This is a genomic window from Pseudomonas migulae NBRC 103157 (genome assembly GCF_002091715.1).
GTDB lineage: Bacteria > Pseudomonadota > Gammaproteobacteria > Pseudomonadales > Pseudomonadaceae > Aquipseudomonas > Aquipseudomonas migulae_A.
Map to the genome: position 1 here is coordinate 63841 of NZ_BDAG01000031.1, position 26940 is coordinate 90780.

At 60.1% G+C, this 26940-nt stretch carries 27 protein-coding genes; 12 read left to right on the top strand and 15 right to left on the bottom strand.

What is annotated here, in order from left to right; all coding sequences use genetic code 11:
• Positions 1 to 86: 86 nt before the first annotated feature.
• Positions 87 to 764, top strand: coding sequence for a type 1 glutamine amidotransferase domain-containing protein (locus PMI01S_RS21485; protein WP_084322095.1), 678 nt, complete (start codon positions 87 to 89; stop codon positions 762 to 764).
• Between the two features lie 120 nt (positions 765 to 884).
• On the opposite strand, the gene hglS is transcribed toward PMI01S_RS21485, so the two are convergent.
• From hglS to PMI01S_RS21500, 3 genes are all read right to left on the bottom strand, one after another.
• Entirely contained in the window at positions 885 to 2264 is a 1380-nt protein-coding gene (gene hglS / locus PMI01S_RS21490) for a 2-oxoadipate dioxygenase/decarboxylase HglS (protein WP_084322097.1), read from the bottom strand.
• Between the two features lie 136 nt (positions 2265 to 2400).
• Entirely contained in the window at positions 2401 to 3342 is a 942-nt protein-coding gene (locus tag PMI01S_RS21495) for an alpha/beta fold hydrolase (RefSeq protein WP_084322099.1), read from the bottom strand.
• 22 nt (positions 3343 to 3364) lie between these two features.
• Entirely contained in the window at positions 3365 to 4819 is a 1455-nt protein-coding gene (locus tag PMI01S_RS21500) for a flavin-containing monooxygenase (RefSeq protein WP_084322101.1), read from the bottom strand.
• 193 nt (positions 4820 to 5012) lie between these two features.
• Here PMI01S_RS21500 and PMI01S_RS21505 point away from each other — a divergent pair, with 193 nt between their 5' ends.
• Complete coding sequence (locus tag PMI01S_RS21505; RefSeq protein ID WP_084322103.1) at positions 5013 to 6086, top strand: diguanylate cyclase; 1074 nt, start codon at positions 5013 to 5015, stop codon at positions 6084 to 6086.
• Positions 6087 to 6241: 155 nt separating this feature from the next.
• A complete protein-coding gene (locus PMI01S_RS21510) occupies positions 6242 to 7483 on the top strand; it encodes a M20/M25/M40 family metallo-hydrolase (RefSeq protein WP_084322105.1) in 1242 nt (413 codons plus the stop codon).
• Between the two features lie 55 nt (positions 7484 to 7538).
• Here the strand turns inward: PMI01S_RS21510 and PMI01S_RS21515 are convergent, their stop codons facing one another.
• The 3 genes from PMI01S_RS21515 to PMI01S_RS21530 all read right to left on the bottom strand — a co-directional run bounded on the left by PMI01S_RS21515 (position 7539) and on the right by PMI01S_RS21530 (position 10669).
• On the bottom strand, positions 7539 to 8408 hold the full coding sequence (locus tag PMI01S_RS21515; RefSeq protein ID WP_084322107.1) for an oxaloacetate decarboxylase: 870 nt from the start codon (positions 8406 to 8408) through the stop codon (positions 7539 to 7541).
• 154 nt (positions 8409 to 8562) lie between these two features.
• Positions 8563 to 9597 (bottom strand): arginine N-succinyltransferase, encoded by a 1035-nt coding sequence (gene astA, locus PMI01S_RS21525; RefSeq protein ID WP_084322109.1) that lies wholly within the window; start codon positions 9595 to 9597, stop codon positions 8563 to 8565.
• Between the two features lie 55 nt (positions 9598 to 9652).
• A complete protein-coding gene (locus tag PMI01S_RS21530) occupies positions 9653 to 10669 on the bottom strand; it encodes an arginine N-succinyltransferase (RefSeq protein WP_084322110.1) in 1017 nt (338 codons plus the stop codon).
• 539 nt (positions 10670 to 11208) lie between these two features.
• Between PMI01S_RS21530 and PMI01S_RS21535 the strand changes: the two genes are divergently transcribed.
• Both PMI01S_RS21535 and cobF read left to right on the top strand, forming a co-directional pair.
• Positions 11209 to 11781 carry a histidine phosphatase family protein gene (locus PMI01S_RS21535; RefSeq protein WP_084322111.1) on the top strand — a complete coding sequence of 191 codons (573 nt, stop codon included), beginning with the start codon at positions 11209 to 11211 and terminating at the stop codon, positions 11779 to 11781.
• Positions 11781 to 12536 carry a precorrin-6A synthase (deacetylating) gene (gene cobF / locus PMI01S_RS21540; protein ID WP_084322112.1) on the top strand — a complete coding sequence of 252 codons (756 nt, stop codon included), beginning with the start codon at positions 11781 to 11783 and terminating at the stop codon, positions 12534 to 12536. The genes PMI01S_RS21535 and cobF overlap by 1 nt, the downstream gene beginning before the upstream one ends.
• Before the next feature lie 136 nt (positions 12537 to 12672).
• Here cobF and ftrA read toward each other — a convergent pair whose 3' ends face one another.
• On the bottom strand, positions 12673 to 13647 hold the full coding sequence (gene ftrA / locus PMI01S_RS21545) for a transcriptional regulator FtrA (protein ID WP_084322113.1): 975 nt from the start codon (positions 13645 to 13647) through the stop codon (positions 12673 to 12675).
• Positions 13648 to 13748: 101 nt separating this feature from the next.
• Here ftrA and PMI01S_RS21550 point away from each other — a divergent pair, with 101 nt between their 5' ends.
• Entirely contained in the window at positions 13749 to 14177 is a 429-nt protein-coding gene (locus PMI01S_RS21550) for a rhodanese-like domain-containing protein (RefSeq protein WP_084322114.1), read from the top strand.
• Between the two features lie 100 nt (positions 14178 to 14277).
• On the opposite strand, the gene PMI01S_RS21555 is transcribed toward PMI01S_RS21550, so the two are convergent.
• Positions 14278 to 14916 (bottom strand): type 1 glutamine amidotransferase, encoded by a 639-nt coding sequence (locus PMI01S_RS21555; protein WP_084322148.1) that lies wholly within the window; start codon positions 14914 to 14916, stop codon positions 14278 to 14280.
• A 173-nt stretch (positions 14917 to 15089) separates the two neighbouring features.
• Between PMI01S_RS21555 and aotJ the strand changes: the two genes are divergently transcribed.
• The 3 genes from aotJ to PMI01S_RS21575 all read left to right on the top strand — a co-directional run bounded on the left by aotJ (position 15090) and on the right by PMI01S_RS21575 (position 18036).
• The gene (gene aotJ / locus PMI01S_RS21560) at positions 15090 to 15869 is read left to right on the top strand and encodes an L-arginine-binding protein AotJ (RefSeq protein ID WP_084322115.1); all 780 of its coding nucleotides are present in this window, start codon (positions 15090 to 15092) and stop codon (positions 15867 to 15869) included.
• 202 nt (positions 15870 to 16071) lie between these two features.
• Positions 16072 to 17184, top strand: a complete 1113-nt coding sequence (locus PMI01S_RS21570; protein ID WP_084322117.1) for a M14 family metallopeptidase — start codon at positions 16072 to 16074, stop codon at positions 17182 to 17184.
• Positions 17185 to 17319: 135 nt separating this feature from the next.
• The gene (locus tag PMI01S_RS21575; protein WP_084322120.1) at positions 17320 to 18036 is read left to right on the top strand and encodes an alpha/beta hydrolase; all 717 of its coding nucleotides are present in this window, start codon (positions 17320 to 17322) and stop codon (positions 18034 to 18036) included.
• Between the two features lie 3 nt (positions 18037 to 18039).
• On the opposite strand, the gene PMI01S_RS21580 is transcribed toward PMI01S_RS21575, so the two are convergent.
• The 4 genes from PMI01S_RS21580 to PMI01S_RS21595 all read right to left on the bottom strand — a co-directional run bounded on the left by PMI01S_RS21580 (position 18040) and on the right by PMI01S_RS21595 (position 20677).
• On the bottom strand, positions 18040 to 18609 hold the full coding sequence (locus PMI01S_RS21580; protein WP_084322122.1) for a DcrB/PsbP domain-containing protein: 570 nt from the start codon (positions 18607 to 18609) through the stop codon (positions 18040 to 18042).
• Between the two features lie 165 nt (positions 18610 to 18774).
• A complete protein-coding gene (locus PMI01S_RS21585; RefSeq protein WP_084322124.1) occupies positions 18775 to 19101 on the bottom strand; it encodes a putative quinol monooxygenase in 327 nt (108 codons plus the stop codon).
• Positions 19102 to 19129: 28 nt separating this feature from the next.
• Positions 19130 to 19804 (bottom strand): glutathione S-transferase family protein, encoded by a 675-nt coding sequence (locus PMI01S_RS21590; RefSeq protein ID WP_084322126.1) that lies wholly within the window; start codon positions 19802 to 19804, stop codon positions 19130 to 19132.
• A gap of 81 nt (positions 19805 to 19885) precedes the next feature.
• Positions 19886 to 20677, bottom strand: coding sequence for a hypothetical protein (locus tag PMI01S_RS21595; RefSeq protein ID WP_084322128.1), 792 nt, complete (start codon positions 20675 to 20677; stop codon positions 19886 to 19888).
• 157 nt (positions 20678 to 20834) lie between these two features.
• Here PMI01S_RS21595 and PMI01S_RS21600 point away from each other — a divergent pair, with 157 nt between their 5' ends.
• On the top strand, positions 20835 to 21368 hold the full coding sequence (locus PMI01S_RS21600) for a chalcone isomerase family protein (RefSeq protein ID WP_084322130.1): 534 nt from the start codon (positions 20835 to 20837) through the stop codon (positions 21366 to 21368).
• 232 nt (positions 21369 to 21600) lie between these two features.
• Entirely contained in the window at positions 21601 to 22920 is a 1320-nt protein-coding gene (locus PMI01S_RS21610) for an Nramp family divalent metal transporter (RefSeq protein WP_084322134.1), read from the top strand.
• A 266-nt stretch (positions 22921 to 23186) separates the two neighbouring features.
• Here PMI01S_RS21610 and PMI01S_RS21615 read toward each other — a convergent pair whose 3' ends face one another.
• From PMI01S_RS21615 to PMI01S_RS21625, 3 genes are read right to left on the bottom strand one after another with little or no spacing between them, the layout of a single operon-like run.
• Positions 23187 to 24368, bottom strand: a complete 1182-nt coding sequence (locus PMI01S_RS21615) for an acetyl-CoA C-acetyltransferase (protein ID WP_084322136.1) — start codon at positions 24366 to 24368, stop codon at positions 23187 to 23189.
• Between the two features lie 11 nt (positions 24369 to 24379).
• On the bottom strand, positions 24380 to 25045 hold the full coding sequence (locus tag PMI01S_RS21620; RefSeq protein ID WP_057399619.1) for a CoA transferase subunit B: 666 nt from the start codon (positions 25043 to 25045) through the stop codon (positions 24380 to 24382).
• Positions 25046 to 25081: 36 nt separating this feature from the next.
• A complete protein-coding gene (locus PMI01S_RS21625; RefSeq protein ID WP_084322138.1) occupies positions 25082 to 25780 on the bottom strand; it encodes a CoA transferase subunit A in 699 nt (232 codons plus the stop codon).
• A gap of 235 nt (positions 25781 to 26015) precedes the next feature.
• Between PMI01S_RS21625 and PMI01S_RS21630 the strand changes: the two genes are divergently transcribed.
• A complete protein-coding gene (locus tag PMI01S_RS21630) occupies positions 26016 to 26918 on the top strand; it encodes a LysR family transcriptional regulator (RefSeq protein WP_084322140.1) in 903 nt (300 codons plus the stop codon).
• Positions 26919 to 26940 lie beyond the last annotated feature (22 nt).

The following is a 26940-nucleotide window of genomic DNA, read 5'->3' on the forward strand; positions in this document are numbered from 1 at the left end:
TGTGAAAAGTGCAACGAACAGCGCAGCCTGATGGTCAAACTCTGCGCCGAGTTGACTCAACATTCCCCGAATTCAAGGAGCGCGACATGAAAATCCTGATGGTTTTGACGTCCCACGATCAATTGGGTGACACAGGCAAGAAAACCGGCTTCTGGCTGGAAGAATTCGCCGCACCGTATTTCGCTTTCAAAGACGCCGGCGCGCAACTGACGCTGGTGTCGCCGAAGGGGGGGCAACCCCCGTTGGACCCGAAGAGCGACGAGCCGGACGCGCAAACCGCGGCCACTGATCGCTTCCGCAAAGACTCCGCGGCCCAGTCGGCATTGGCGTCGACCGCGCTGCTGAGCAGCGTGAGGGCTGACGATTACGATGCGGTTTTCTATCCGGGTGGCCATGGCCCGCTGTGGGATCTGGCTGAAGACAAGGTTTCGATCGCATTGATCGAGGCGTTCAACAAGGCGGGTAAACCGGTCGCCTTGGTCTGTCATGCGCCGGGAGTATTGCGTCACGTCAAGGGGACGGATGGTCAACCGCTGGTCAAAGGCAAGCGGGTGACCGGCTTCACAAACTCTGAAGAGGAGGCGGTGCAATTGACCAAGGTCGTGCCATTTCTGGTGGAGGACATGCTCAAGGAGAAGGGCGGGATTTACTCCAAGGGTGACGACTGGGCGAGCTACACGGTGACTGATGGATTGCTGCTGACCGGTCAGAACCCGGCGTCGTCCGAGGCCACGGCTGAAGCGCTGTTGGCGAAGTTGAAGTAAAACCGGAAATCACCAAAAAACCTGTAGGAGCCGGCTTGCTGGCGAAGAGGTCCTTGAGAAGCAATACACATCCAAGGGCCCCATCGCCAGCAAGCCGGCTCCTACAGGATTGGGTGGTGATTAACAGAGCGATGCAAAACATTCCTCGATCGAACGCCGCTGCGTCTCGGCATACAACCCCAACTCATCGATGGTCGATCGCCCCAGCGCTTTCTCGAACGCCTGCCGATTCGAATGCTCGCCATAATGGGTTTGCGCCGCATCCCCAAGATTCGACTGAAAAATTCCCGCCGCACTGACCGGCAGGAAATCTTCGTAGACCAACGGTTCGGCTCGCATATAGCCGTTGCCGAGCAAATCCTCCAGCGACAAAGATTTAAGCGCTTGCGCCGACCCCAGCCCCTTTTCCGTCAGGAAATAGCGAAAGTACGCCAGTTCCTGCTGACGCATCCCCTCAAGGGTGTCAGGGAATTCGCTGAAGTGCTGCGTCATCAGCGCGTTGTAGCGTGCGGCATTGGCTTCATTGGGGAAGTCCTTGAGTTCGTCGCGAGCGGCGTTCAGCAAGCGGTCGTAAAGCGCCCGGCCCTTGGGCGTGAGCGCGGCGCCGCGCTGCTCGATCTCACCGAACCGGGCGCTGTGGCTGCCGCGACTTTCAGCTTGGTCGGTGAAGGCAACGGGTTCGTCCAGCGCCTTGAAACTGGTCTGGCGCAACAGGATCGGGCACTGGCGGCGGGGCGGGCCTTCGATCACTGCTTTGGGGGTGATGCCATGGGCCGGCATTTGTGCCTGCACAATGTCGATGTCCAGCGTGCGCGGTGTCAGGTGGTTGATGTGCGGGCCCTTGAATGCCACGACATCGGCGATCAGGCGATGCTGGGCGCTGAGTTTCTGGTATTGCTCGGCGGTGACGGTCGCGCTGTGGTGCCAGCGGAAGGTTTCCAGCGCTTGCTCGACGAAGTCCTTGGCCTCGGACTCGGTGAGGCCACCTTCGGTTTCGGCGCGTTCAATGAGGGTCAGCGCCGTCGGCGTGAAGATCGAGCGTTTATCCAGCACCGATTGCGCAAAGGCGCGCAGCTCCGGGTCTTCGATCAGTTCCAGACGCAGCAGCGAGGTGAACACCCGAAACGGGCTGACCTGCAAGGCGGCCTCATGCACTGCGCGGAACGCCGTGGAATGCACCGGGACGCCGGCCGGGGTCAAGTCGTAATAGCCAACGGGCTGCATGCCCATCACCGCGAACAGCCGGGCAAGGGTCGCCAGTTCAGCGGCGGTGCCGACGCGGATGGCGCCATGGCGTTCCAGGTCCAGACGCTGAATTTCGCCCGTGCTGTTCAACTGCCGGGCGATCTGCGGTTCGCTGTCCAGCACATGACGGTTGGTCTGTTCCACCAGTTCCATCAACGCGCCGTACAGCGGCACTTCTTCGCGGTACATGTCGGACATCGCTTTGGAGAAGCGTTGGCGGATCAGGTCAGGGCTGACAAAGCTTGGGTGGCTCATGAAAAAATTCCAGGCGCGGTGACGTGAAGGTTGGGGAAAAGATCGCAGCCTTCAGCGGCGCCGACAAACGAAGAATCTTACGGACTTCATTCTGCAAAGGACTGCTATAGCGGCAACCTCGCAAGCTCGGCCGGTATTACACATGGAGTTGAGTACGCTGGGATGCCAAAAACTCGCGATACAGCCGCGCCGTGCCCGCCGGTGCCTCGACCATCGGCATATGGCCGACACCTTCCCAGATTTCCACCCGCAGGTCTTCGATGCCTTTGCTCCAGATCGCCACGCTACTGACGTCGATCAAGCGGTCCTTGCGCCCCCACAGCAACAGCGCCGGGCACTTGATGTCGGGCAGTTTCGGTTCCATTGGCGGGCTGGCACGGAAGTCCCTGAAGATTTCTTCCAGCTCATCCCGGGACTGTTCATAACGCTGGGCGATGGCGTCCAGCACCACGCCGGGCACCCATGGCGGCTCGGCCATGGTCATGGCGTAGAAGCGCCGGAATTCTTCCCGGGAGTTGATCAGGAACGGGTTGTGGCCCTTGGACAAATGACGCTCCAGGTCACTGATTTCTGGCGCGGTGACACCGGCCGGGTCGATCAGGGCGACCGAGGCGATGCGGTCCGGGTAAGTCGCCGCGAGCCACGCCGCCATGTAGCCGCCCATCGAGTTGCCGATCACATGCACCTTCTCGACGCCGCAGACATCGAGCAGCTGGATCATCCGCTTCGCCTGCAAAGGGATATCGTACCCGCCACCGGCCTTGAAGCCGGTTTCGCCATGCCCGGCGATGTCGGGGATGATCACCCGGTAAGTGCCGACAAAATGCCGGGCGAAGCGCAGCCAGATATTCTTGTCGGCGCTGTAGCCGTGAAGCATCAGCACGCTGCTCGACGCTTCGTACGGCCCGCCTTGCCAGGTCGAAACGGTCATTTCGGCAATCGGTACGACGATCTTGTGCAGCCGATACAGCTTGGCTTCGGCCGCCATGTTCAAGTCATAGAGCCAGTGACCGATGGCCGGGTAGCTCAACCAGCTCCAGGCCACGAAAACCGCGATTGCGACAACCAACAAAAGCATCACGCGTCTCCCTTTTCTCTGATCAGGACAAGAAGTGATCGGCGGGTTTCAGCGTCCGGGTCAATCGGTGGTAACTGAAACTGAACCCGGGAAACATGGCAATCACATGACCACTCTTGCTTTGATACCAACTGTGGCAGCCTCCGGATTTCCACACCGTGCGTTCCATTTCCCGGTGGATCATTTCAGTGTAGGTACGTTCTGCCTCGGGGCGAACTTCGATGCTGCACAAACCCTGTTCTTTCAGTGTGCGAATGCAATCGAGAATGTAGTTCATCTGGGATTCGATGATGAACAGCGCCGAAGTGTGGCCGATGCCGGTGTTGGGCCCGGTGACGATAAACAGGTTGGGGAAGTCCGGCAGGCTGGTACCGAGGTAGGCGCGAGGATAAGTCGCCCAGAAATCCCTGAGTTGCGTGCCGTTTCTTCCTGTGACCGGGTAGGAAATCACCCCGTCGGTGGCGTCGTAACCGGTGGACCAGACGATCAGGTCCAGATCGATGTGTTGCCCGTCCAGGGTGACGATGCCGGTTTCGTCTATGGACGCGATGCCCTGTTCGCGGCTGTGCAACGTTACGTTGGACCGACCGAGTGCCGGGTACAGCGTGCTCGAGATGATGACTCGTTTGCAGCCGATGGCGTAGTCCGGTGTCAGTTTGCGTCTGAGTTCGGGGTCCGGGACCTGGCGTTTCATGAAGCGCAGGGCCTGCTGCTGGACCATGCGGATCGCCGGTTTCGAGTATTTGAAGGCAATCACCCGGGTTTCGAATTGCCAATAGATCATCCAGCGCAGCAGCTTGTAGGCTGGTTTGAGGCCGAGCAACCAGCGCTGGAAGGAGCCGAAGGCGCGATCGGCCCGTGGCAGCACCCAGTGCGGGGTGCGCTGGAACACATGCAAATGCTCGACGTCCGGGGCAATGGCCGGAATCACCTGGGCCGCGCTGGCGCCACTGCCGACGATGGCGACGCGTTTTTGCCGATAGTCGTAGGCATGATCCCAATTGTTGGTGTGAAAAGTCTTGCCCTGAAAGCGCTCCTGGCCCTCGAAATGCGGGATGACGGGTTGGCTTAGCGGCCCCGTGGCATTGATCAGGAACCGGGCGTAGAACGTGCCTTTATTTGCGGTGTGCACTGCCCAGCGTTTGCTGTCGTCGTCCCATTCGATGCGTTCGACGTTGGCTTCCAGTTCCACGCGGTCGCGCAGGCCGAATTGGTCCACCACGTACTGCGTGTAGCGGTGCAGTTCGGCCTGTTCGGCGAACATTTGTGTCCAGCGGTAGGGGGCAAAGGACAGCGAATAAAGCGGCGAGGGCACATCGACGGCCGCACCCGGGTACGTGTTCTGGCACCAGGTGCCGCCGAAAAAGTCCCGCCGTTCCAGCAGTCGAAAGTCATCGATGCCGGCCTTGAGCAAATTGATCGCCGCGCACTGTCCGCCAAAACCGCTGCCGATGATCAACACTTGAAAAGTTTGCATGGGTCTCCTTTTTTATCGTTGTCTGTTGAACCCTCTCTTCATGTATAGCCAAACATTCTACGCCCGCCTCACGGCAATACCGGGATATTCAGGCTGCTAACCGGTGATGGCTATTTGACTTTGCCCTGTTAGACTTCCAGCACACCTGAAACTCCGGTGTCAGCAGGTACCGTGCAGTGGTGTAGAGGCTCCAATGGAAAAAACGGGCGGAAAAGGGCTTTCACTGGCCAGAAGGCTCTATGCAACGCGTACCCTGGGGCTGGCCGCGGGATTACTGTGTGTTGCCGCCGCGATGTACCCACTCGACCCGGCGCCATGGGTCTGGGCGCTGATGCTCTTCAACGGTATCTTCTGGCCGCACGTGGCTTACCAATGGGCGCGACGGGCGGAAGTTCCCTACCACGCCGAACATCGTAATCTGCTGGTCGATGCCTTTCTTGGTGGCTTCTGGGTCGCCGCCATGCAATTCAATCCGCTGCCCAGCGCAGCCACCATCGCCATGATGGCGATGAACAACGTGGCCATTGGCGGCCTGCGTTTTCTGCTGGTAGGGACCGTTGCGCAGGTGTTGGGGATGGGGGTCGGGTTTCTGGTGTTTACGCCGGCCTTCGTTCCGCAAACCAGCCCGTTGCAGTTGTATGCCTGCCTGCCGCTTTTGACCCTTTATCCGCTGGCGCTGGGCTGGATCTGTTTCCGACAGGCCACCACGCTGGGACGGCACAAGCGCGAATTGCTGGCCCTGAGCCGCACCGACAGCCTCACCGGCCTGCTCAATCACGGGGCCTGGAAGGATCAACTGGAAATCGAATTCCAGCGCTGCAAACGCCTGCCTCAGGGCGGGGCGATTGCACTGATCGACATCGACCATTTCAAAACCATCAACGACACCTACGGCCATGTCGCCGGGGACATCGTGTTGCGTCAGTTGAGCAAGATGCTCAAGCAGAACCTGCGGGCGGCCGATGTGGCGGGTCGCTACGGTGGAGATGAGTTCTGCGTCATCCTCCCGGACCTTGCGCTCGATCGTGCCGCGACCACCATGGATGCGCTTCGTGATCGCTTCGCCACCCTCGGTTACGAACAGAGCCCGGCGTTGAAAGTCAGCCTCAGCATTGGTCTCTCCGCCTTCAACCCGGCCCACGATGACGCGATGCTGTGGCTCAACGACGCTGATCAAGCGCTCTATGAGGCCAAGACCACTGGCCGTAATCGCGTGATCTGCAGTGGGGACGGCAAGCCCCGTCATGAACTGCTCGACTCGGTCTGAAAGTCTGCACAAATCCCAATGTGGGATCGCCGCACCGCCGCTCCCACAGGGGAATGCGGTGAATCGGGTGGATAGGCGTCGCATCCGGCCTAGAGCCTCGCGCCGTAGTCAGGTAGGGTGAATCGTACCTCCCGACACGAAACAAGGATCGATTCATGACGCTCAATCTCCCTCGCTCCCTGCTGGCCACCAGCCTCGGCCTCACACTCGTCCTCGGCGCCTTCGCCCCCACGGCATTCGCCGAACCCCACAAGCAAATCCTCGCCGATTCCGAGCAGTACAAGGGTGAAGCCCTGAAGCTGCTGGAGCGGCTAGTGAACATCGATTCTGGCTCCGGCTATGAACCCGGCCTGACTCAAGTCAGCGACATCGCCATCGATGAACTGAAAAAACTCGGCGCCACCATCGAACTGGTGCCGAACACGCCGGACAAAAGCAACCACGTGATCGCGACCCTGAAAGGCACCGGCAAAGCGAAAATCCTGTTGATGGCGCACATGGACACTGTGTTCAAGGAAGGCTCTGCTGCCGAGCGTCCGTTTCATATCAAGGAGGGGCGCGCCTACGGGCCGGGCGTGATGGATGACAAGGGCGGCATCGTCGCCGGTATCTATGCGCTGAAAGTCTTGAAGAACCTCGACTTCAAGGACTATGCGCAAATTACCTTTCTGCTAGACGCCAGCGAGGAAACCGGCTCGGACATCGCCACCGACCTGATCAAGAAAACCGCCAAGGCCCATGACGTCACCCTTAACCTCGAACCGGGTCGTCCGGCGGATGGCCTGGTGGTATGGCGCAAGGGCAGCGCGACCGCCGTCGTTGAAGTCAAAGGCAAGGCAGCCCATGCGGGTGTCGCCCCTGAGCTGGGTCGTAATGCCGCCATGGAAGCCGCACACCAGATTCTGCAACTTGGCAAACTGGGTGATGAAGCCAAGAAAACCACCATCAACTTCACCGTGCTCAAGGCCGGCGACCGCACCAACGTGATTCCCGATCAAGCCACGGCCAAGGCCGACGTGAGGGCGGCAGTGCCGGAAGAGTTCGACCGGATCGAAAAGGATCTGGCGCGGGTTTCCAGGGACCAGCTGATACCCGACACCGTAGTCACCACCACACTGCAGCGCGGTTTGCCGCCAATGCCCCAAACGGCGGAATCGGATCGGTTGATGGCGATGGCGCAGGGAATCTACGGCGAGATCGGGCGCAAGCTGACGGAAGAGGGCAGTGGCGGCGCGGCGGATGCGAGCCTGTCAGCAGGCGTGGGTACGCCGACGCTGGACGGGTTCGGGATTGTGGGCGGCAATATTCATACGCCGGAGGAGTACGCGGAGGTTGAGAGTGTGGCGCCGCGGATTTATCTGTTGTCGCGGATGATTATGGAGTTGGCCAGGAAATAAGTCGTCTGTTCTGACGTCATCGCCGACAGACGCTGGCGTCAGAACAGACGCACGCTTACTCCTTGACGCTCATGAACTCTTCCGCCCAACGAATGTATTCCTCAGGCTGCGTGTAGGTATGCGTCAGTTCCGTCGCGCTCAGATCGGACGCCTGAGTGAAGATCTGCCGCTGTTCCCGCAGGCTGTCGTAGGTTGCCTTGATCGCCGCGAAGTACGCGCCATGCCCGTCGATGGTGACGCGCACGCCCAGTTCGGCCAGGCGATTGTCGTCGCGCAGCAGCGGGTTGCCGTAGGTGACCAGCATCAGCGGCACGCTCAGGTGTTCGGCAATCTGTTCAAGGTGATCGAAGTCACGCACGCCCACCATGCAAATCCCGTCCGCACCGGCTTTCTGGTACTGCTGGGTGCGGCTGATGATTTCCTGCACCGGCAGGATACCGGCATTGGTGCGAGCAACGATTGCCATCTCCGTATCAACCCGGGCTTCCAGCGCCGCGCGGATCTTGCCGACACCTTCGGCGACGCCGATCAGGTCGGTGGACTTGCGGCCGAATTGCGCGGGCAACAGCGTGTCCTCGATAGTCAGGGCCGCCACGCCGGCGCGTTCGAGTTCGACGATGGTGCGCATGACGTTCAATGCGTTGCCGTAGCCGTGATCGGCGTCGGCGATGACCGGCAATTGGGCCACGCGACCGATACGGGTCGCCTGCTCGGCGAACTCGCTGAGCGAGATCAGGGCGAAATCGGGGGCGCCCAGTACCTGCAACGAAGCAACCGAACCGCCCAGAATCCCCACTTCAAAACCCAGGTCTGCCGCGATGCGTGCCGACATCGGGTCGAAGACCGATGCCGTGTGATAGCACTTGTTGGAAGCGAACAGTTCACGGAAGTTACGGCGCAAATCCTGATGAGAAAGCCTGGACATATGAGTTCCACCAATACAAAGGAATGGAAGGGCTTGAGCAAGAGTGTCAACGCCGAAGATACAAAAGGCTATCACGCAACAGGAGGGAGAATGATGACGAATTTGCAGGACGGTCCTGATCGAAACCCATCCTGTAGGGCGGGGGGCAGGTTTTTCAGGCTGCCACAGCCTGTTGCTGTTGATTGAGCAGCGGGACTGCGCGTACGGAGTTGCCGGGTTGCAGTTGCAGGCGTTTGGCGGTGAGTCGGTCAACGATCAGGCTGTTGCCCACTCGCCTGGCCGGGGCGGCAGTGATGCGGCAGTTTTCCAGTCGGCGGTTGTGGATCAGCCAGACCGGAGCCTGCTCGTCCGGGGTGCCGATGCTCAGCATCAGCGCCTGGCTGTCGCGCACGGTGCGGATTTTCGACAGCGGTGCCTCGATGACCGGGCCGGCGTCGAAGATGTCGATGTAGCCTTTGTGGGTGAAACCTTCGGCCGTGAGGATTTTCATCGCCGGCTCGGTGTTGGGGTGAGCCTTGCCGATCACGGCCTGTGCCTGCTCGGTGAGCAGGCAGGTGTACAGCGGTTGGCGCGGCATCAGTTCGGCGATGAACGCTTTGCTGCCCAGCCCCGACAAGTGATCCGCATGGCTGAAGTCCATCTTGAAAAAGTGCCGGCCCAGGCTGTCCCAGAACGGTGAACAGCCTTGCTCATCGGCGCTGCCACGCAGTTCGGCGATGAGCTTCTCGCCGAACAGGTGGGCAAATTCGGCCACGAACAACAGGCGGCTCAACGACAGCAATCGGCCATTGCTGCCCTGGCGTTGATCGGGTCGCAGGAACAGTGAGCAGATCTCCGATTGCCCGGTCATTTCATTGTTCAGAAAGAGCGTTGGAATCTGTCGCTGGATGCCCAGGTCCGGTGACGAACTGACTGTCAGTCCGACCCGATAGTTGTACCAGGGTTCGCGCAGCCCGACGGCCCCCGTCAGGGCGCTGACCCCCACCACCTGCTGGTCGTCGTCTTCGAGCACGAACAGGTAGTCGGCGTCCGCCCGCTCGACCTGTTCGGCGAAGGTCCGTTGTGCCCAGCGCAACCGGTGAGCCAGGCGATCCTCGTTAGCGGGCAGGGTGGTAAACCCCGGACCGGCCTGCCGCACCAGTGCCAGCAGGGCGGGCAGGTCGGTGACGTGAACCGGACGGACAATCATGATGCAGCTCCTTCTACGGGGCGACGCAGTTGTGGGGCTCGGGCCCGGATGATGCTCACAGGGCGATCAACCGGATCGGACTGCCTTCGCTTACGTTCAAGGCCGTGCACATCTCGGTGTTCAGGAACACGGGATGTCCGGCGGTGTAATCCAGGTCGGCGACGATGGCGCGATAGTCCTTCAGCGAATCGTTGCTCACCAGGTAGCGACCGCGAGCATCGATGACGTCGCCCGGTGTTGCCGTGCCGGTCTGGCTTTGCGCAATGGAGCGGATATTGGCGAGGCGCGCATACAAGGTCGGGCCGCCGTCGAACAGGTCTACGTAACTGTTGGTCTCGAATCCCTCGCGTTCAAGGATATCGAAGGCTTCCTGGCCATCGGGGTGGATTCGGCCGATGCAGTCCTGCGCTGCCTGGGGCAGCATCGGCACGTAGATCGGGTATTGCGGCATCAGTTCGGCGAGAAACGTCCGGCTCTCCAGTCCGCAAAGGCGCTCGGCCTCAACGTAGGGCAAGTCGAAGAAGTGTTTGCCCAGCGCATCCCAGAATGGCGAACCTCCTTCATCGTCGCTGTAGCCGACGATCTCAGTGATGACGGCTTCGGCAAAGCGCTGCGCATGAGCGGCAATGAACATCAGTCGCGCCCGTGACAGCAGTTCGGAGGACGGCGTGCGCACCAGCGCCGCATCGATGTGAAAACCGCGCAGCAAGGTATGGCCGCTGAGGTCATGACACAACGACAGCGCCGGCACGCCGTGCTCGATGTTCAGTTCTCGCGAGGCGCTGGTGAAATGGCGGTTGCGCAGGCTGTAGAACGGTTCGTCGAAACCGGCCGTGGCGAGGATCTCCGAGCAGCCTGCCAGGTGCTGGTTCGTCAGGTCCTCCAGTACAAAGAAGTAGTTTTCCGGGCCATGACCCTGGACGTCTTTGGCGAATGAGGCGCAGGAGTCGAGAATCCGCTCGCGCAAGCGTTCGGTATCGTCCGGCAAGGACGTGACACCGACCAGGCTTTCGCGCGCCAGTCGCTGCAACTGGGGCAGGTCGGTTAACTCCACTGGGCGTAAGACCAGCATGGATGCACTCCTGTATCAAAGGGTTCGGCGATTGGCACGAACCTGACTATCACTGTCGGTTTCCACGCGTTTAATCGACGGTCGCTTGATGGTTTGCCAGCGCCGCTCTTTTTCTAGTCAGCCGTTATTCGGGACAGCACTGTTTCGGTATCCCATGGAGTGAGAGACCGGTCGGGGGGTTTGGCTACGGAGGCGGTGGTTCATGTCGCTGGGAGAGGGCATCCGGGCTCCTGCTGGATGGGGCGTATTGTTTACATTTAATAATCCGTTACAGCAGTATTTATTTAACCCGCACCCCATGTCTAGTGAATTTTTGCGCGCTCCTGTCCAGCCCCAAAATGGGGCGAAATGCCCGTAGGTCGGGGGCTACACGGATGTCGATCAGCGCTGTAGGCCCTCGCTGACAGTGATGTCAGAGATAGCTGTTTTTTAAGAAGGATCGGCGTAATGAAACGCCCCCGATCGCATTTCTTACGGCACAATTGCGCCTGAATAGTGGCTTGATGCCGTTTATTTTTCCTCCTACCGAGTGATCTTTCGTGCAGGCAACCCGTTTGACCCTGATGTGCCACGCTCGAACCGTCGCACAGAAATTGGCGCGTTTTCCTACGGATGAGCCTGTCGAGATGGATTGGCAATCGGCACAGGGCTCCCTTCGTTCCCGGTTCAAGGGGGCACCGCGCCTGTTCAGCGGACCGGAACTTCGAGCACGGCAGACCGCCGGGTTGTTCGGCAGTGATGTAGAGATTGTCGAGGCGCTGAGGGATTACGATTTTGGACGCTGGAACGGCGCGCAGATCGATGATCTGCAGAAGTCCGAACCGCAGACGCTGCAGGCCTGGCTCGATGATCCGGATTCGGCGCCTCACGGTGGCGAGTCGCTGGCACAACTTGGTGAGCGGGTGGCTGCATGGCTCAAGACACTGGAAGCAACGCCGGGGCACATCGTTGCCATCACCCATCCATTTGTCATTCGTGCGGCGTTGACACAGGTGTTGCAAAGCCCATCGTTTAATCTGATCGACGTCGAACCGCTGTCAGCCATCGAGTTGCGGTTCAACGGTTGCTGGCGCTTGCGTTTGTCGGGCACTGGCGTTGAAGGAGCCTGTTAATGAAAAAACTGATGGTCATCGGCATCGGTGCCGGCAACCCCGACTACATCACGATGCAGGCCGTGAAGGCGCTGAACCTGGTTGACGTGTTTTTCCTGATGGACAAAGGCCAGAGCAAGGACAAGCTGATCGACCTGCGTCGCGAGATTTGTGAACGCTACGTCAGCGAGCATGATTACCGCTTCGTCGAAGCGCACAGCCCGGAGCGTGAGCGTGGTGATGTGGACTACAAGGCCAGTGTGGAAGACCTGAACCTTGCCAAGCAGCTGACCTTCGAGCGGCTGATCAATGAGGAAATGTCCGACGGCCAGTGTGGTGGATTTCTGGTGTGGGGCGATCCGGCGTTGTACGACAGCACCCTTCGGATCCTGCAGGCGATTCTGGCGTCGGGCCGATGTGACTTCGAGTTTGAGGTGATCCCCGGCATCACCAGCGTTCAGGCACTGGCGGCGCAGCACAAGGTGCCGCTGAACCGGATCGGTCGTTCGATTGAAATCACCACCGGCCGGCGGTTGGCGGCCGGGCAGGTGAGTGATGCCGACAGCCTGGTGGTGATGCTTGACGCGCAAGATTCCTACCATCAGGTGGCGGATCAGGAGACAGAGATTTACTGGGGCGCTTACTTGGGGACGCCGGATGAAATCCTCATCAGCGGCAAACTCAAGGACGTGGCGGATGAGATCGAGCGGGTGCGCAAGGCGGCGCGGTTGGCTAATGGGTGGATTATGGATACTTACCTGTTGCGCAAGCCTTGAGTGCATCGGTGTCTGGGCGGACGCCTTCGCGAGCAAGCCCGCTCCCACATTTGATCTATGGTGTACCTCAATCTGGTGTACGACCGAGATTAAATGTGGGAGCGGGCTTGCCCGCGAAGGGACTCTCGAACACACCTCAAGAATTCGCTTTGACCCCCCGCCCAAACCGTTCCCGATACACCGACGGCGGTACGCCGACCACGTTGCGAAACGCCACCCGGAAACTTTCAACCGAGCGATAACCGCAATGTTCGGCAATCCGGTCGGTGTTCTGGCCCGTGCTTTCCAGCAACTCCCGGGCCCGCGCCAGGCGTTCATGTTGTAACCACGCCTTTGGCGGCATGCCGGTCGCTTCTGTGAACCGACGCAGAAAAGTGCGCTCACTCATGGCCGCTTCGCTGGCCAGGTCGCGAACCTCCAGAGGTTCATGCAAGCGTTCCCGAGCCCACTGCATCACGCGTGAAAGATCGCTGCGCGGCGTAGGACTGACCGGTGTCGGAATGAACTGCGCCTGGCCGCCGGTGCGTTGCGGTGACATCACCAAACGCCGCGCCACGGAATTGGCCACTTGCGTGCCGAAATCCCGAGCCACCAGGTGCAGGCAGGCATCGATACCGGCAGCGCTGCCCGCCGAGGTAATCAGTTGGCCCGAGTCGACGTAAAGCACGTCCGGGTCCACCAGAATGTTCGGGAATCGCTCGGCCAGTTCCGCGGTGTAGCGCCAATGCGTGGTAGCCCCGTGACCGTCGAGCAAGCCGGTCGCCGCCAGCACGAACACACCCGAGCAGATCGACAGCAACCGTGCGCCTCGCCCGTGGGCCTGACGCAGGGCCGCGATCAACGCTTCGGGCACCGGGGCGCTGCGATCACGCCAGCCGGGAATAATGATGGTTCGGGCGTCGCGCAGCAGTTCCATGCCGCCATCGGCCAGCACTTGAATCCCGCCCATGGCGCGCATCGGGCCCTGATCGACGGCGACGATCCGGTGCTCGTACCAGGGAAAATCGAACTCCGGCCGTGCGAGGCCGAAGATCTCCACGGCGATGCCGAACTCGAATGTGCAGAGGCCATCGAAGGCCAGAATCGCGACCAATCCAGGGGTGGGCTGCATTTGGCGGAAAATTCCCGGTGAGTGTCTTGTGCGCCACTTTAGCCGCTGGCGACTGGCGAATAAAGTCTTCTCACACCCACCGAGACTCTGGAGTACGCCCCATGACCAGCCTGGTCCGCAATGTTCCCGCTGCACCATCGGCCATTGCCCTGATGCATTTCAGTAACCGTCTGACCTTTGAAACCGACTGTTCCGACGTCTACAGCAGCCAACAGGCGGGGGACGTGGATTTTGTCCTGGTGGACGTGCGTGGTCCGCAGGCGTTCGAGCGCGGACATGTGCCGGGTGCAATCAATTTGCCGGGGCGACTGCTGACTGCCGAAGGGTTGGCGGGTTATGGGAAATCCACGCTGTTCGTGGTGTATTGCGCCGGTCCACACTGCAACGGTGCCAACAAGGCTGCGGTGAAACTGGCGGCGCTGGGTTACCCGGTCAAGGAAATGATTGGCGGGGTGACCGGGTGGCTGGATGAAGGGCTTGAGTTGAGTACCGAGGTGCAACGGCCCACCGCCATCGGCTGCGAATGCTGACGGTAGGAGCCGGCTTGCTGGCGATGGCGATGGGTCAGTCGACATGTCCATCGGCTGATCGATCGCTATCGCCAGCAAGCCGGCTCCTACAAATCGTTGGTCAATTTCCGGATACCGTCCACCACTCGTCCAGCGTCGCCTGCAACCATTCAAAAACGGCTGCATGGGCGGCGCTGTCCGGTTCACCCCGAGGCAACGGCGACTCATCGGCAAAATGCGCATTGAGCGTCGCCACCGATGCTGCGTTCCATTCCGGATGAAACTGCAAACCCACTCGCGCAGTGCCTACGCGATACATCTGCTGCTCGCACTGATCGCTGCTGGCCAGTAACTGCGCGCCGGGTGGCAGGTCTATCGCGTCTTCGTGCCACTCCAGCACGTTCAGCTTCTGGCCATCGGCAAACGTCACTGAGGTCCAGCCCGTTTCGGTGGCCTCCATCCGCCGCACATTTGCGCCCAGAGCCAGCGCCAGCAACTGCGCCCCCAGACATATCGCAAACACCGCCGCGTTCTGATCCAGGCAGCCCGCCAACCACTGCCGTTCGGCCTCCAGCCACGTTGGTCCGGCGTTGGACTCATAAGGCCCACCCAACAAAATCAGCGGTTGCGCGCTCACGGGGGGTAACTGGCCAAGATCGGCGCGAAAGATATTCAATGGCAATCCCCGCGACTCGGCCCATTCGGCAATCGCGCCCGGACCTTCGGCAGGGTGGTGCTGGATCAGGTTCAATCCGCGCATTTCATTGTTCATTCAGCTCGCCTTTTTTATAAGTATTTGTCGCATATGCACAATTTGCACGCCTGCAGCCGCTCTAGACTGCCCGCCACTTCGGTCTTCTCCAATAAAAAGCGCTGACCGAAAGCTACCAATCGAACGCTGCCAATAAAAGCCTCCGCACACAGGAGTTATAAATGAAGAAGCTAGTGATGTTCGGTGCCCTGGCACTGTCGATGTTGTCCCTGACCGCTGTGGCCGATGACGCCAAGCCGATCCGCATCGGTATCGAAGCCGGTTACCCGCCATTCTCGATGAAAACCCCTGACGGCAAACTCACCGGTTTCGACGTCGATATCGGCGATGCGCTGTGCGAGCAGATGAAAGTGAAATGTACCTGGGTCGAGCAAGAGTTCGACGGCCTGATCCCGGCCCTGAAGGTCAAGAAAATCGACGCGATCCTGTCGTCCATGACCATCACCGACGACCGCAAGAAAAACGTCGATTTCACCATCAAGTATTACCACACCCCGGCGCGCTTCGTGATGAAGGAAGGCTCCGATGTGAAAGACCCGCTGACCGAGCTCAAGGGCAAGAAAGTCGGTGTACTGCGCGCCAGTACCCACGACCGCTTCGCCACTGAAGTGCTGCAACCGGCCGGCATTATCCTGGTGCGTTACGGCTCGCAGCAGGAAGCCAACCTGGACATGGTCTCCGGTCGCCTCGACGCGATGCTGGCTGACTCGGTCAACCTCGACGACGGTTTCCTGAAAACCGACGCCGGTAAAGGCTTCGCGTTTGTCGGCCCGACCTATGAAGACGCCAAGTACTTCGGCGGTGGCGCCGGTATCGCGGTGCGCAAGGGTGATAAAGAGTTGGCAGACAAATTCAACACTGCCATCACTGAAATCCGCGCCAACGGCAAGTACAAGCAAGTGCAGGACAAGTACTTCAATTTTGATGTTTACGGCGAGTAATCCAGCCGTATAAGAAAGTGGCAACCGTGAAAGCGGTTGCCACTTTTTTTATGTTCTCTCCAGTCAGACCGCGATCCCCTGTGGGAGCGGGCTTGCTCGCGAAGGCGGCAGCACATTCGAAATTGATGTCGTCTGATACACCGCTTTCGCGAGCAAGCCCGCTCCCACAGGGGATCTCACAGCCCTTTACATCGGAGTTTCCATGCAACGCATCGACCACCCATTGCCCTGGAGCCACCTGGGCACCGAACGCACCCTCAGCGTGTTTCGTTATGGCACGGGCACACGCAAGGTCTACATCCAGGCCAGCCTGCACGCGGATGAACTGCCCGGGATGCGCACGGCGTGGGAACTCAAGAAACGCCTGACGGAGCTCGAAACCCAGGGCCAGTTGCAAGGTGTGATCGAACTGGTGCCAGTGGCCAATCCCATCGGTCTGGATCAGCACCTGCAAGGGAGCCACATGGGCCGTTTCGAGCTCGGCAGCGGCAAGAATTTCAACCGCTCGTTCGTCGAACTGAGCGCGCCCGTGGGCGAGTTGATCGGCGATCAGTTGGGGACCGACGCACAAGCCAACATTGCGCTGATCCGTCAGACCATGGGCCAGGTGCTCGATGATTTGCCTGCGCCAACGTCGCAACTGGAAGCCATGCACCGCTTGCTGCTGCGCCACGCCTGCGACGCTGACATCACTCTCGATCTGCATTGCGATTTCGAGGCGGCCATTCACATTTATGCCTTGCCGCAACACTGGCCGCAGTGGCAGCCACTGGCGGCTCGCTTGAAGGCGGGGGTCGCGTTGCTGTGTGAAGATTCTGGCGGCAGCTCATTCGACGAGTCCTGTTCTTCACCGTGGCTGCGACTGGCCAGGGCGTTCCCCGAGGCGGCGATTCCACCGGCCAACCTGGCGACAACCCTGGAATTGGGCAGCATGGGTGACACCCGCGTCGATCAGGCCCAGGCCAATTGCGAGGCCATTCTCGGGTTCCTTGCCGAGCAGGGTTTCATCAAAGGCACCTGGCCAGCGGTACCGAGTGAGTGCTGTGAAGGCGTGCCGTTCGAAGGCACGGAGTATCTGTTTGCGCCACATCATGGCGTGGTCAGTTTTCTGCGCGAGGCGGGTGAATGGGTCGAGAAGGGCGATGCGTTGTTTGAAGTGGTTGACCCTTTGAGCGACCGGGTGACTACCGTGCGCGCCGGGACCAGCGGGGTATTGTTTGCGATTGATCGTGGGCGCTATACGCAACCGGGGACTTGGCAGGCGAAGGTTGCCGGGCGCGAGCCGATTCGGGTTGGAAAGTTGATTAACGATTGACCGCGAGGTTTTTGGTGCTCTATCGGGCCTCTTCGCGAGCAAGTCGAAGAGGCCATGCGGGGTAGCGAAAATCCCTCGGCCGGCTACACAGTGTTAGGCTCTGCCCCGAATCCTGCGCTCTGTGAAGGAAGGTTTATGTTGAAGGTTCTCGCTCTGCTGACACTTCTGGCGTCCACCGCCGTCCACGCTCAAACCCCGCTGCACACCGATCTGCCGCTCAAGTATCTGGAGCAGGCCAACCCCGAATCCGTCAATCAGCCCTTGGTGATCTTTCTCCACGGCTACGGCAGTAACGAACAGGACCTGTTCGGGATCAAGGATGAATTGCCTGCCCAGTACAACTTCCTGTCGGTGCGGGCGCCGATCGTGATGGAGGAGGGCAGTTATCAATGGTTTCGCAAGAAAGGTGAAGGTGCCTACAACGGCGAGACGGATGATCTGAAGGCCAGCGGCCAGGTGTTGCTGGATTTCGTCGCACAGGCTGCGAAGAAATATCACACGGAACCGAACAAGGTTTTCCTGGTGGGTTTCAGCCAAGGCGCGATCATGTCCTACGAAGTTGCACTGCGTCACCCCGAGGCCGTGGGCGGGATTGCCGCGTTGAGCGGGCGAATTCTCCCGGTGCTCAAGTCCGAGCTAAAACCGGATGAAAAACGCCAGAAGCTGGCGATTTTCATCGGGCATGGCACGGCGGACAAACGCCTTCCCTTCAACGACGGCACCGAGGCGGACAGCCTGTTGCAGAGCCTGTCCATCAAGCCTGAGTTTCATGCCTACCCAGGCGTCGGTCACAGCATCAGTGCCACCGAGATGCAGGACTTGAGCGCCTGGTTGCAGCGGCTCAACCCCTGAGCCTTACTTGCCGCTGACGATCTGTTTAACCAGCGCTTCATGCCCGGCATTGTCGCTGAGACGGGAAATTACCTGAATCAGCGCCATGCGCGTGCCCGAGGCCGCCATCAGCGTGGTATCCAGGGTTTTGCCGCCGCCTTGAGTGGCGATGCTGTCGAGCTGTCGCAGTCCCAGGCCGGTGCCTTTCTGAGTGATGCTTTTTTCACTGAGCCTGGTGAAATCCGGCAGTGCCTTGGCTTGCTCGGTGGCGAAGTCGGACGCCGTGGCGTCGAGGAACTCACCGTCGTTGTCCTTGGCATTGACGCCACCGGGGATGGTGTTTTCAGCAGCAATGACCACGGTTTTGGTGGTTTCGTTGGTGTACATGGTGCCACTCGCGCCGGTCGAGCTCGGTGGCAGAGCGTTGGCGATGAAGCCCTTGGGCAGGGTGAATGTGAATTTGTTGCCCAGCATCGAGACTTTCTGCGTTGACGCCGCCTCTTTGGCCACGACCTTGGCAGCCTGCGCGTTCAAAGCCCCCAGGCTGGCAATCGCCAGCAGCAGGACAACGGCTTTTTTACTCAACAGTGACATTCAAAATCTCCAGGGTTGTCGCGGTGGGGGGCGATCATCCCATGGAGGTCGTGACGCATTCCAGCGTGGTCTAACGGACGGTCGGGTTTCGGTGAGCAAACCGCTTTTGAATGTAGTCAGTGTCCCGTGGTGAGCGGCTAGCCCTCACCACGGGATCTGACGCGACTACACCTCGCGGCGCACCGGGTAGCCCTTGATCACATCCATGAACTCGATCCGGCGCTCGCTGGCCAACAACGCCGGCAAATGTTTTTCATATTCCTGGCGATACGGCTTGCTCAGGTGACGAGTGATGAAGTCTTCCTTGCTGCAGTTCCAGGTTTCATAGAGCACCAGGGTGTTCGGATCGTCCTGGAGTTGATGGACCCAGGTGTTGATGAAATCCGGCTCGGCCGACATCTGGTGCACCACGTCCAGCAGCCGCTCCCTGGTTTCGGCGAAACGCTCCGGTTTGGCCGGCAGGTAAACGATAAACGCGACTTGATCACTCATTTCATCACCTTCGAATGTAGGAAACGGTTTACTGCGCCTGGTTCTGAGGAAACAGATTGCGGCGGGTTTCTTCGTCGAACTCGGCTTTCAACACCAGTTTCTCTTTAAGACCCTGGGCGCGCTGCGCTGCCGGGCGGGCGCTGATTTCGTCGAACAGACGCTTGACGTTCGGGTACGCCGCCAAGCCATTCTCGCCGAGGATGTACGGTGCGTAACTGGCCCAGCCCCAGAGCGCCATGTCGGCGATGCTGTAGGTGTCGCCCGCCAGATAGGGATGATCGGCCAGACGCTGGTCGAGCACGCGATAGTGACGTTCGACTTCCTTGAGGTAGCGGTTTTTCGCGTAGGCCAGGTCTTCCGGTGCGTGGTGCAGGAAATGCACGGCCTGACCGGAGAACGGCGACAGACCCGTGGCGATGAACATCAGCCACGACAGCAGCTCGGCTTGCCCGGTGACCGAGGTCGGCAGGAAGCGCTGATGTTTTTGCGCCAGGTGCAGCAGGATTGCCTGGGAGTCGAAGACCGTGGCGTCGCCATCGACCAGCGCTGGCACCTTGGCGTTCGGGTTGATCGCCAGAAAGGCTGGCTGGTGTTGCTCGCCCTTGAAGGTGTCGACGCCGATCAGTTCGTACGGCGTTTGCAGCTCTTCGAGCAGCAGGGCAACTTTCATCGGGTTGGGCGAAGGGTGGAAAAAGAACTTCATGGTGCAGGCCTCGGTCAGTGGGTAAGTAACTGAGGCTGATGGTGGGCGAAACCCGTTCGATTGACGCACGAGGTTGTTGTTCTACTCATTCGAAATAGTTGAACGAGTTGTCGGCATACTCACGGGTTTGGCCAGCAGGCGTTTGGTGATGCCGAGCGTGGCCACGGACACTGCGACGCCGACGCCGAACCCGCTCAGGCCCATGACGGGCAACGTCAGGGCGAGAACGAGGCAGAACGCGGCAAACGAATACATGCCCGTCGCCGTGGCTCGCAACAAGGCTGCGGTAAACGCCGGCCCGCGGGTTTGTTGGGAGAACACGGCCATCACGCTGCCCAATACCGGGAACACTGCGAGCAGACCGCTCCAGCGGTCGCCGACGGTGCTCGCCAGCAAGGTCACGGCGAGGGTGAGGAGGGCGCCCGCGATCATGCGCAGCAACAATTTGTCGGACTTGGGGGCCGGGCCCGAAACGATGGGCTGCACGGCCGGGAACAGATACGGCGCCGCCAGCAGCGCAGTCGCGGCGGCGATGACGGAGAACACCAGGGACGGCGGGATCACCGACAGCACCACGGCGGCCGTCGCCCAGACCAGCAGCGAAACCGTCAGTGCCCATGGCCATCCGGCCCGTTGTGCGACCTGGGCGTAGGTGACGCAGAAAGCGATCATCGCAAACATCGCGGATAACGCGGCGGTCGCCGATTGCGCGGCAAACACTTCGCCCTGCTCGATGGCGAGGAAAAACAGAATCGGCCCGACCACCACCGGCAATCCCGACAGCCATCCGGCGACGCTCGGGCCCCAGCGTTTGCCCGCGAGGGAGATCAACAAGAGAAACCCGGGAATGACCAGCAGTTTGAGCAGCAGCACGTAGGCGCCTCCGACCTTAGCGAAGCGGCAACGTTAGCATTGCGACAAGTAGATTGCTCTAAGGATTGGCTGTTTTTGTATACAAAGTTGAAATCTTGTACAGCAACACTTTATGCGTATAAGTAACAGAACCCATACGCGCTGAATCGAGCCGATCATGACCCGACCACGATCACCTCTGCGACATACCCTGTGGCTGTTGGTATTACTGGGCAACCACGCGTTGGCCAATTGGCAGGAGTCTTTGCCTGGCGCCCAAATCGTTGGTACCGGCGAGTTCCGGATGTTCGGTTTCGATATCTACAACGCTCGTCTGTGGAGTGCCGCGCAGCCATTTGCGAGCGACCAGCCGTTCGCCCTGGAGCTGATTTATCAGCGCAGGATTTCCCGGGACGATCTGGTCCAGGCCAGCGTCGAAGAAATCAAACGACTGTCGGGCACATCGGTGAGTGTCGGGCAACTCGCGGCATGGCAGGCGCAGATGCAGCAGGCGTTTGTCGATGTGCAGGCCGGGCCCCGACTCATCGGGGTTTACTTGCCGGGGCAGGGCGCGCGCTTTTTTGTCGGCCCGCAGTTGCAGTACGAGGTGACGGACCCGGTGTTCGCCCGGGCGTTTTTTGATATCTGGCTTGATCCGCGTACGAGCAATCCCGAGTTGCGGGAGCAGTTGCTGGGCATTGCCAAGCCCTGAACATCACCCGCCGTTGCTTTTGCCTTTGTAGGAGCAAGCTTGCTTGCGATGGACGTTAACGATAACGCGTGCTTCCTGATTAAACGCGGCGCCCTTGAATCCATCGCGAGCAAGCTTGCTCCTACAAAAGCAAAAGCAAAAAGCAACTGCGGCGATCTTTGCGTTTGTCTGTACACCGAAAAGCGCGAAACGTCTAAGCTGCGCCCTCCCGTCTGTTTTCTGGAATGAATGCGTGAAATTCAGTTTGCCTAAAGTTGCCACTGCGCCGTTTTGCCCGCCGGAAGTGGCGGGCAGCGTTGCCGTTGACCCTCGCGCGTCATTCTTCAAGCGGGTCCTGCGTTTCGCCGGTCCGGGTTTGCTGGTGTCCATCGGCTACATGGACCCGGGCAACTGGGCCACCGCCATCGAGGCCGGTTCGCGCTTTGGCTACAGCTTGTTGTTCGTGGTCCTGCTGGCCAGTCTGGCGGGCATGGTGGTGCAGTGTTTGTGTTCGCGCCTGGGCATTGCCACCGGGCGGGACCTGGCGCAACTGTCCCGCGAACGCTACAGCACGCGGACCGCGCGCACCCAATGGGTGCTGGCGGAAATCTCGATCATCGCCACTGACCTCGCCGAAGTACTCGGCTGCGCGTTGGCATTCCATCTGCTGCTGGGTTGCTCGCTGACCTTCGGCATCGCCCTCACGGCGTTTGACACGCTGTTGGTACTGGCCCTGCAGAACCGGGGATTCCGCCGACTGGAAGCGATCATGCTGGTGCTGGTGAGTACCATCGGTGTGTGTTTCTTCGTTGAACTGTTGTTGATCAAACCTTACTGGCCGGAGGTCGCTCTGGGATTCACGCCGTCGTTGTCCGCCATCGGCGATGCCGCGCCGTTGTACCTGGCCATCGGCATTCTCGGGGCCACGGTGATGCCGCATAACCTGTACCTGCACACCTCGATCGTACAGACCCGGATGATCGGCAAAGACCTGGCCAGCAAGCAGGACGCGGTGAAGCTGGCGCGCATCGACACCATCGGTTCCCTGGCACTGGCGCTGCTGGTCAACGCGGCGATCCTGATCCTCGCGGCGGCGGCATTTCACAAGACCGGGCACACCGACGTGGTGGACATCCAGGACGCCTATCACTTGCTTGATCCACTGGTGGGCGGGGCGTTGGCCAGCGTGTTGTTTGGTGTTGCATTGCTGGCGTCCGGTCAGAGTTCGACGTTCACCGGCACCATCGCCGGGCAGGTGATCATGGAGGGTTACCTGAACCTGCGGATTCCCTGCTGGCAACGGCGGTTGATCACCCGAGGGCTGGCGCTGATCCCGGCGTTTATCGGCGTGTGGCTGATGGGTGACAATGCGATTGGCAAGTTGCTGGTGCTGAGTCAGGTGGTGTTGAGTCTGCAATTGCCGTTTGCGCTGTATCCGCTGATCCGGATGACCAATGACCAACAATTGATGGGGCCGTTTGTGAATCGGCTGCCGACGCGAGTGTTGGCGTGGGGATTGTTTGTGGTGATCAGTGGGGCGAATAGCTGGTTGATGCTGCAGTTTTTTGGGTGACTGTCAGGGCCTCTTCGCGAGCAAGCCCGCTCCCACATTTGACCGAGTTGTTCAAACAAACGCGATCTAATGTGGGAGCGGGCTTGCTCGCGATGGACGTCAACGATAACGCAAGCCGTCTGAATGAACGCATTGCCCTGACGTTTTTCGCGAGCAAGCTCGCTCCTACAGGGTTTCGCCGGAGCCCGGTGTGATGTGAGTCACACCGGGGGTGTTGCCAGACGGCAGCGGATCTTCGTGGGTCCCCGCGCCGTCTGTTGAACGCTTTATGCTCGTTCGAGCGCCAACGCCACGCCCTGACCGCCACCGATGCACAGGGTGGCGAGGCCTTTTTTGGCGTCACGCTTGATCATTTCGTGCAGCAGGGTCACCAGCACCCGGCAACCCGACGCACCAATCGGGTGGCCCAATGCAATGGCACCGCCGTTGACGTTGACCTTGTTCAAGTCCCATTCCAGGTCCTTGGCCACTGCCAAAGATTGCGCGGCGAAGGCTTCGTTGGCTTCGATCAGGTCCAGTTGGTCGATGGACCAGCCAGCCTTGTCCAGGCAACGGCGAGTGGCGGAGACCGGGCCGATGCCCATGATCGCCGGGTCCACGCCCGCGTTGGCGTAAGCGGCGATTTTCGCCAGCACTGGCAAGCCCAGCGCCTTGGCTTTTTCCGCACTCATCAGGATCACGGCGGCGGCGCCATCGTTCAGGGACGAAGCGTTGCCGGCGGTCACCGAACCGTCCTTCTTGAAGGCGGCTTTCAGTTTGCCCAGGGATTCGGCGGTGGTGCCGGCGCGTGGCTGCTCGTCAGTGGCGAAGGACAGCGGATCGCCTTTGCGCTGCGGAATCAGGATCGGCGTGATCTCGTCGGCAAAGCGCCCGGCTTCGATGGCGGCCGTGGCTTTCTGCTGCGAGGCCGCCGCGAAGGCGTCCTGTTGCTCGCGGGTCAGGTTGTATTTTTCAGCCAGGTTCTCGGCGGTGATGCCCATGTGGTAATCGTTGAACGCATCCCACAGGCCGTCGCTGATCATGGTGTCGACGATTTGTGCGTGACCCATGCGCAGACCGGTGCGTGCGCCCGGCATCACGTAGTTGGACAGGCTCATGTTTTCCTGGCCGCCAGCGATGATCACGTCGGCGTCGCCGCAGCGAATCGCCTGGGTGGCGAGATGCAAGGCTTTCAGGCCCGAACCGCACACCTTGTTCAGGGTCATGGCGGGTACGGCGAAAGGCAGGCCGGCCTTGATCGACGCCTGACGCGCGGGGTTTTGCCCGGCACCGGCGGTCAACACCTGGCCCATGATGACTTCATCAACCTGCGCCGGGTCCAGACCGGTTTGCGCCAGCAACTGACGGATCACCGCGGCGCCGAGGTCAACGGCGGACACATTGGCCAGCGAGCCCTGGAAACTGCCGATGGCGGTACGGGTGGCGGCGACAATGACGACTTCTTGCATGGGATGATTCCTCACTGGGCAGCGAACTGCATTTCCGGAACGTGGTCCGGCACGATCAATTTACCGGCGGTTTTGGCGACGATCTCTTCGACGCTGACGCCTGGCGCACGTTCTTTGAGAATGAACGCGCCGTTTTCGATTTCAAGATAAGCCAGGTCGGTCAGTACGCGCTTGATGCAACCGGCGCCGGTCAGCGGCAGGCTGCATTGGGACAGGAGCTTGGACTCACCGTCCTTGGACGCGTGGGTCATGATGACGATGATGTTGTCTGCACCGGCCACCAGGTCCATGGCGCCGCCCATACCTTTGACCAGCTTGCCGGGGATCATCCACGAGGCGATGTTGCCTTGCACGTCCACTTCAAAGGCGCCCAGCACGGTCAGGTCGACATGACCACCGCGAATCATCGCGAAGGACTCGGCCGAGGAAAAGATCGAAGCGCCGATCCGCGCGGTCACGGTTTGTTTGCCGGCGTTGATCATGTCGGCATCGATGGTTTCTTCAGTAGGGAAGGGACCCATGCCGAGCAGGCCGTTTTCCGACTGCAGCATGACTTCCATGCCTTCAGGGATGTAGTTGGCGACCAGGGTCGGAATGCCGATGCCCAGGTTCACGTAGAAGCCGTCCTGCATTTCGCGGGCGACGCGTTGAGCCATTTGTTCGCGGGAAAGTGCCATTGTTGTTATTCCTTCATTCGGTCCGGGGGCAGGGGATCACTTACGCACGGTGCGCTGTTCGATGCGCTTCTCGAACGTGCCACAAATGACCCGGTCGACGTAGATGCCAGGGGTATGGATCTGCGACGGCTCCAGCTCGCCGGGTTCGACGATTTCTTCGACTTCGACCACGGTGATCTTGCCGGCGGTGGCGGCCAGCGGGTTGAAGTTCTGAGCGGTGTGGCGATAGATGACGTTGCCGAAATGGTCGGCTTTCCAGCCTTTGACGATGGCGAAGTCACCGGTGATGGATTCTTCCATCAAGTACTTGCGGCCATGGAATTCGCGCACTTCCTTGCCTTCGGCGACCGGCGTGCCCACGCCGGTGGCGGTGAAGAAGGCCGGGATGCCGGCGCCGCCTGCGCGCATTTTTTCGGCGAGGGTGCCTTGAGGGGTCAGGACGACTTCGATTTCGCCTTTGAGCAGTTGGTCTTCGAACAGTTTGTTCTCACCGACGTAGGAGGCCACTACTTTGCGGATCTGCCGGTCTACCAGCAAAACACCGAGACCGAAACCGTCGACACCGCAGTTGTTGGAAACCACAGTGAGGTCACGGGTGCCTTTGCGCTTGATCTCGGCGATCAGGTTTTCCGGGATGCCGCAGAGGCCAAAGCCGCCCGCGATCACGGTCATGCCGTCTTCAAGACCTGCCAGAGCTTCCTCGTAGGAACTCACGCGCTTGTCGAAACCTGCCATATGCACCTCTTTTATTCTTTGTGGGCGGCTGGCTAGCCGTATGGGAAGGAGTGTCTCGCCAGAGAATTCATTTGTTAAGTTGATTTTTAAGGTTGATTGATAGATAAAACTCACCAATCTGTCGGCGCTGCCGAAGGTTGCGATGTTTTGATGTTCAGCGAATTCAGCATCGCCAGACAAAGATCAAAAGATCGCAGCCTTCGGCAGCTCCTACAATACCTCGGAGATACCGCAGATGACCGTTAAGCAGATCCGCGCGTTCTTGGCCGTGGCCCAGAGTCTGAGCTTTGCCGTGGCCTGCGAGCGGTTGCACCTGTCGCAATCGGCGCTGAGCCTGACCATCAAGGCGCTGGAGGAAGGCCTGGGCGGGCGGCTGTTTACGCGCAACACGCGCAATGTGGCGCTGACGGCTGAAGGTGAGGCGTTGGTGCCGCTGGCCCGTCGCTTGATCGCCGACTGGGACAATGCCGAGGACGAACTGCGCCAGCGTTTTACACTGCAGCGCGGGCGGGTGACGCTGGCGGCGATGCCGTCGTTTGCCGGCAACCTGCTGCCGCCAATCCTCAAGACGTTTCGCGCGCGCTACCCGAAGGTCAACGTCACGGTGAATGACGTGATCAACGAACAGGTGCTGGAAATGGTGCGTGACCGGCAGGTCGAGCTCGGGGTGGCGTTCGAGCCGACGCAAAGCTCCTCGCTGGCGTTCACGCCGCTGTACATCGACCGTTTTGTTGCGGTGGTGCCGTTTGATTCCGCGTTTGCCGAACTGGACGATATCGACTGGCAGACGTTGCTTGAAGAACCGTTCATTACCTTGCAGCGACCGTCGACGGTGCGGGTGATGCTGGAAGAGCACTTGCAGGCGCGAGGGATGAAGTTGCCGGTGGAGTTCGAGAGTCACCAGCTGGCGACGGTCGGAAGGATGGTTGCCAGCGGTTTGGGGGTGAGCGCGGTGCCGGCGCTGTGCGCCGAGCAGATGCGCGAGCTGGGCGCGCGGTGCATCACGTTACGCGACCCGGTAGTGGAAAGGGCGATTGGCGTGTTGACCCAACCGGGGGTGGAATTGTCGGCGGCGGCGCAGGCGTTGTTCGATATTCTCAAGGAAGAAAACCTGGGCCAGCGCCTGTCTGGACGGTAAAACACAGATCGAATGTGGGAGC

Coding starts and splice junctions, on each gene's coding strand:
- astA (WP_084322109.1), bottom strand. CDS start 9,597: ATGATTGTCCGTCCGGTTCACGTCACCGACCTGCCCGCCCTGCTGGCA.
- PMI01S_RS21585 (WP_084322124.1), bottom strand. CDS start 19,101: ATGAGTGATCAAGTCGCGTTTATCGTTTACCTGCCGGCCAAACCGGAG.
- PMI01S_RS21570 (WP_084322117.1), top strand. CDS start 16,072: ATGCAACGCATCGACCACCCATTGCCCTGGAGCCACCTGGGCACCGAA.
- PMI01S_RS21505 (WP_084322103.1), top strand. CDS start 5,013: ATGGAAAAAACGGGCGGAAAAGGGCTTTCACTGGCCAGAAGGCTCTAT.
- PMI01S_RS21615 (WP_084322136.1), bottom strand. CDS start 24,368: ATGCAAGAAGTCGTCATTGTCGCCGCCACCCGTACCGCCATCGGCAGT.
- PMI01S_RS21550 (WP_084322114.1), top strand. CDS start 13,749: ATGACCAGCCTGGTCCGCAATGTTCCCGCTGCACCATCGGCCATTGCC.
- PMI01S_RS21620 (WP_057399619.1), bottom strand. CDS start 25,045: ATGGCACTTTCCCGCGAACAAATGGCTCAACGCGTCGCCCGCGAAATG.
- PMI01S_RS21530 (WP_084322110.1), bottom strand. CDS start 10,669: ATGCTGGTCTTACGCCCAGTGGAGTTAACCGACCTGCCCCAGTTGCAG.
- PMI01S_RS21580 (WP_084322122.1), bottom strand. CDS start 18,609: ATGTCACTGTTGAGTAAAAAAGCCGTTGTCCTGCTGCTGGCGATTGCC.
- PMI01S_RS21600 (WP_084322130.1), top strand. CDS start 20,835: ATGACCCGACCACGATCACCTCTGCGACATACCCTGTGGCTGTTGGTA.
- PMI01S_RS21555 (WP_084322148.1), bottom strand. CDS start 14,916: ATGCGCGGATTGAACCTGATCCAGCACCACCCTGCCGAAGGTCCGGGC.
- aotJ (WP_084322115.1), top strand. CDS start 15,090: ATGAAGAAGCTAGTGATGTTCGGTGCCCTGGCACTGTCGATGTTGTCC.
- hglS (WP_084322097.1), bottom strand. CDS start 2,264: ATGAGCCACCCAAGCTTTGTCAGCCCTGACCTGATCCGCCAACGCTTC.
- cobF (WP_084322112.1), top strand. CDS start 11,781: ATGAAAAAACTGATGGTCATCGGCATCGGTGCCGGCAACCCCGACTAC.
- PMI01S_RS21485 (WP_084322095.1), top strand. CDS start 87: ATGAAAATCCTGATGGTTTTGACGTCCCACGATCAATTGGGTGACACA.
- PMI01S_RS21510 (WP_084322105.1), top strand. CDS start 6,242: ATGACGCTCAATCTCCCTCGCTCCCTGCTGGCCACCAGCCTCGGCCTC.
- PMI01S_RS21590 (WP_084322126.1), bottom strand. CDS start 19,804: ATGAAGTTCTTTTTCCACCCTTCGCCCAACCCGATGAAAGTTGCCCTG.
- PMI01S_RS21500 (WP_084322101.1), bottom strand. CDS start 4,819: ATGCAAACTTTTCAAGTGTTGATCATCGGCAGCGGTTTTGGCGGACAG.
- PMI01S_RS21575 (WP_084322120.1), top strand. CDS start 17,320: ATGTTGAAGGTTCTCGCTCTGCTGACACTTCTGGCGTCCACCGCCGTC.
- ftrA (WP_084322113.1), bottom strand. CDS start 13,647: ATGCAGCCCACCCCTGGATTGGTCGCGATTCTGGCCTTCGATGGCCTC.
- PMI01S_RS21625 (WP_084322138.1), bottom strand. CDS start 25,780: ATGGCAGGTTTCGACAAGCGCGTGAGTTCCTACGAGGAAGCTCTGGCA.
- PMI01S_RS21495 (WP_084322099.1), bottom strand. CDS start 3,342: ATGCTTTTGTTGGTTGTCGCAATCGCGGTTTTCGTGGCCTGGAGCTGG.
- PMI01S_RS21515 (WP_084322107.1), bottom strand. CDS start 8,408: ATGTCCAGGCTTTCTCATCAGGATTTGCGCCGTAACTTCCGTGAACTG.
- PMI01S_RS21630 (WP_084322140.1), top strand. CDS start 26,016: ATGACCGTTAAGCAGATCCGCGCGTTCTTGGCCGTGGCCCAGAGTCTG.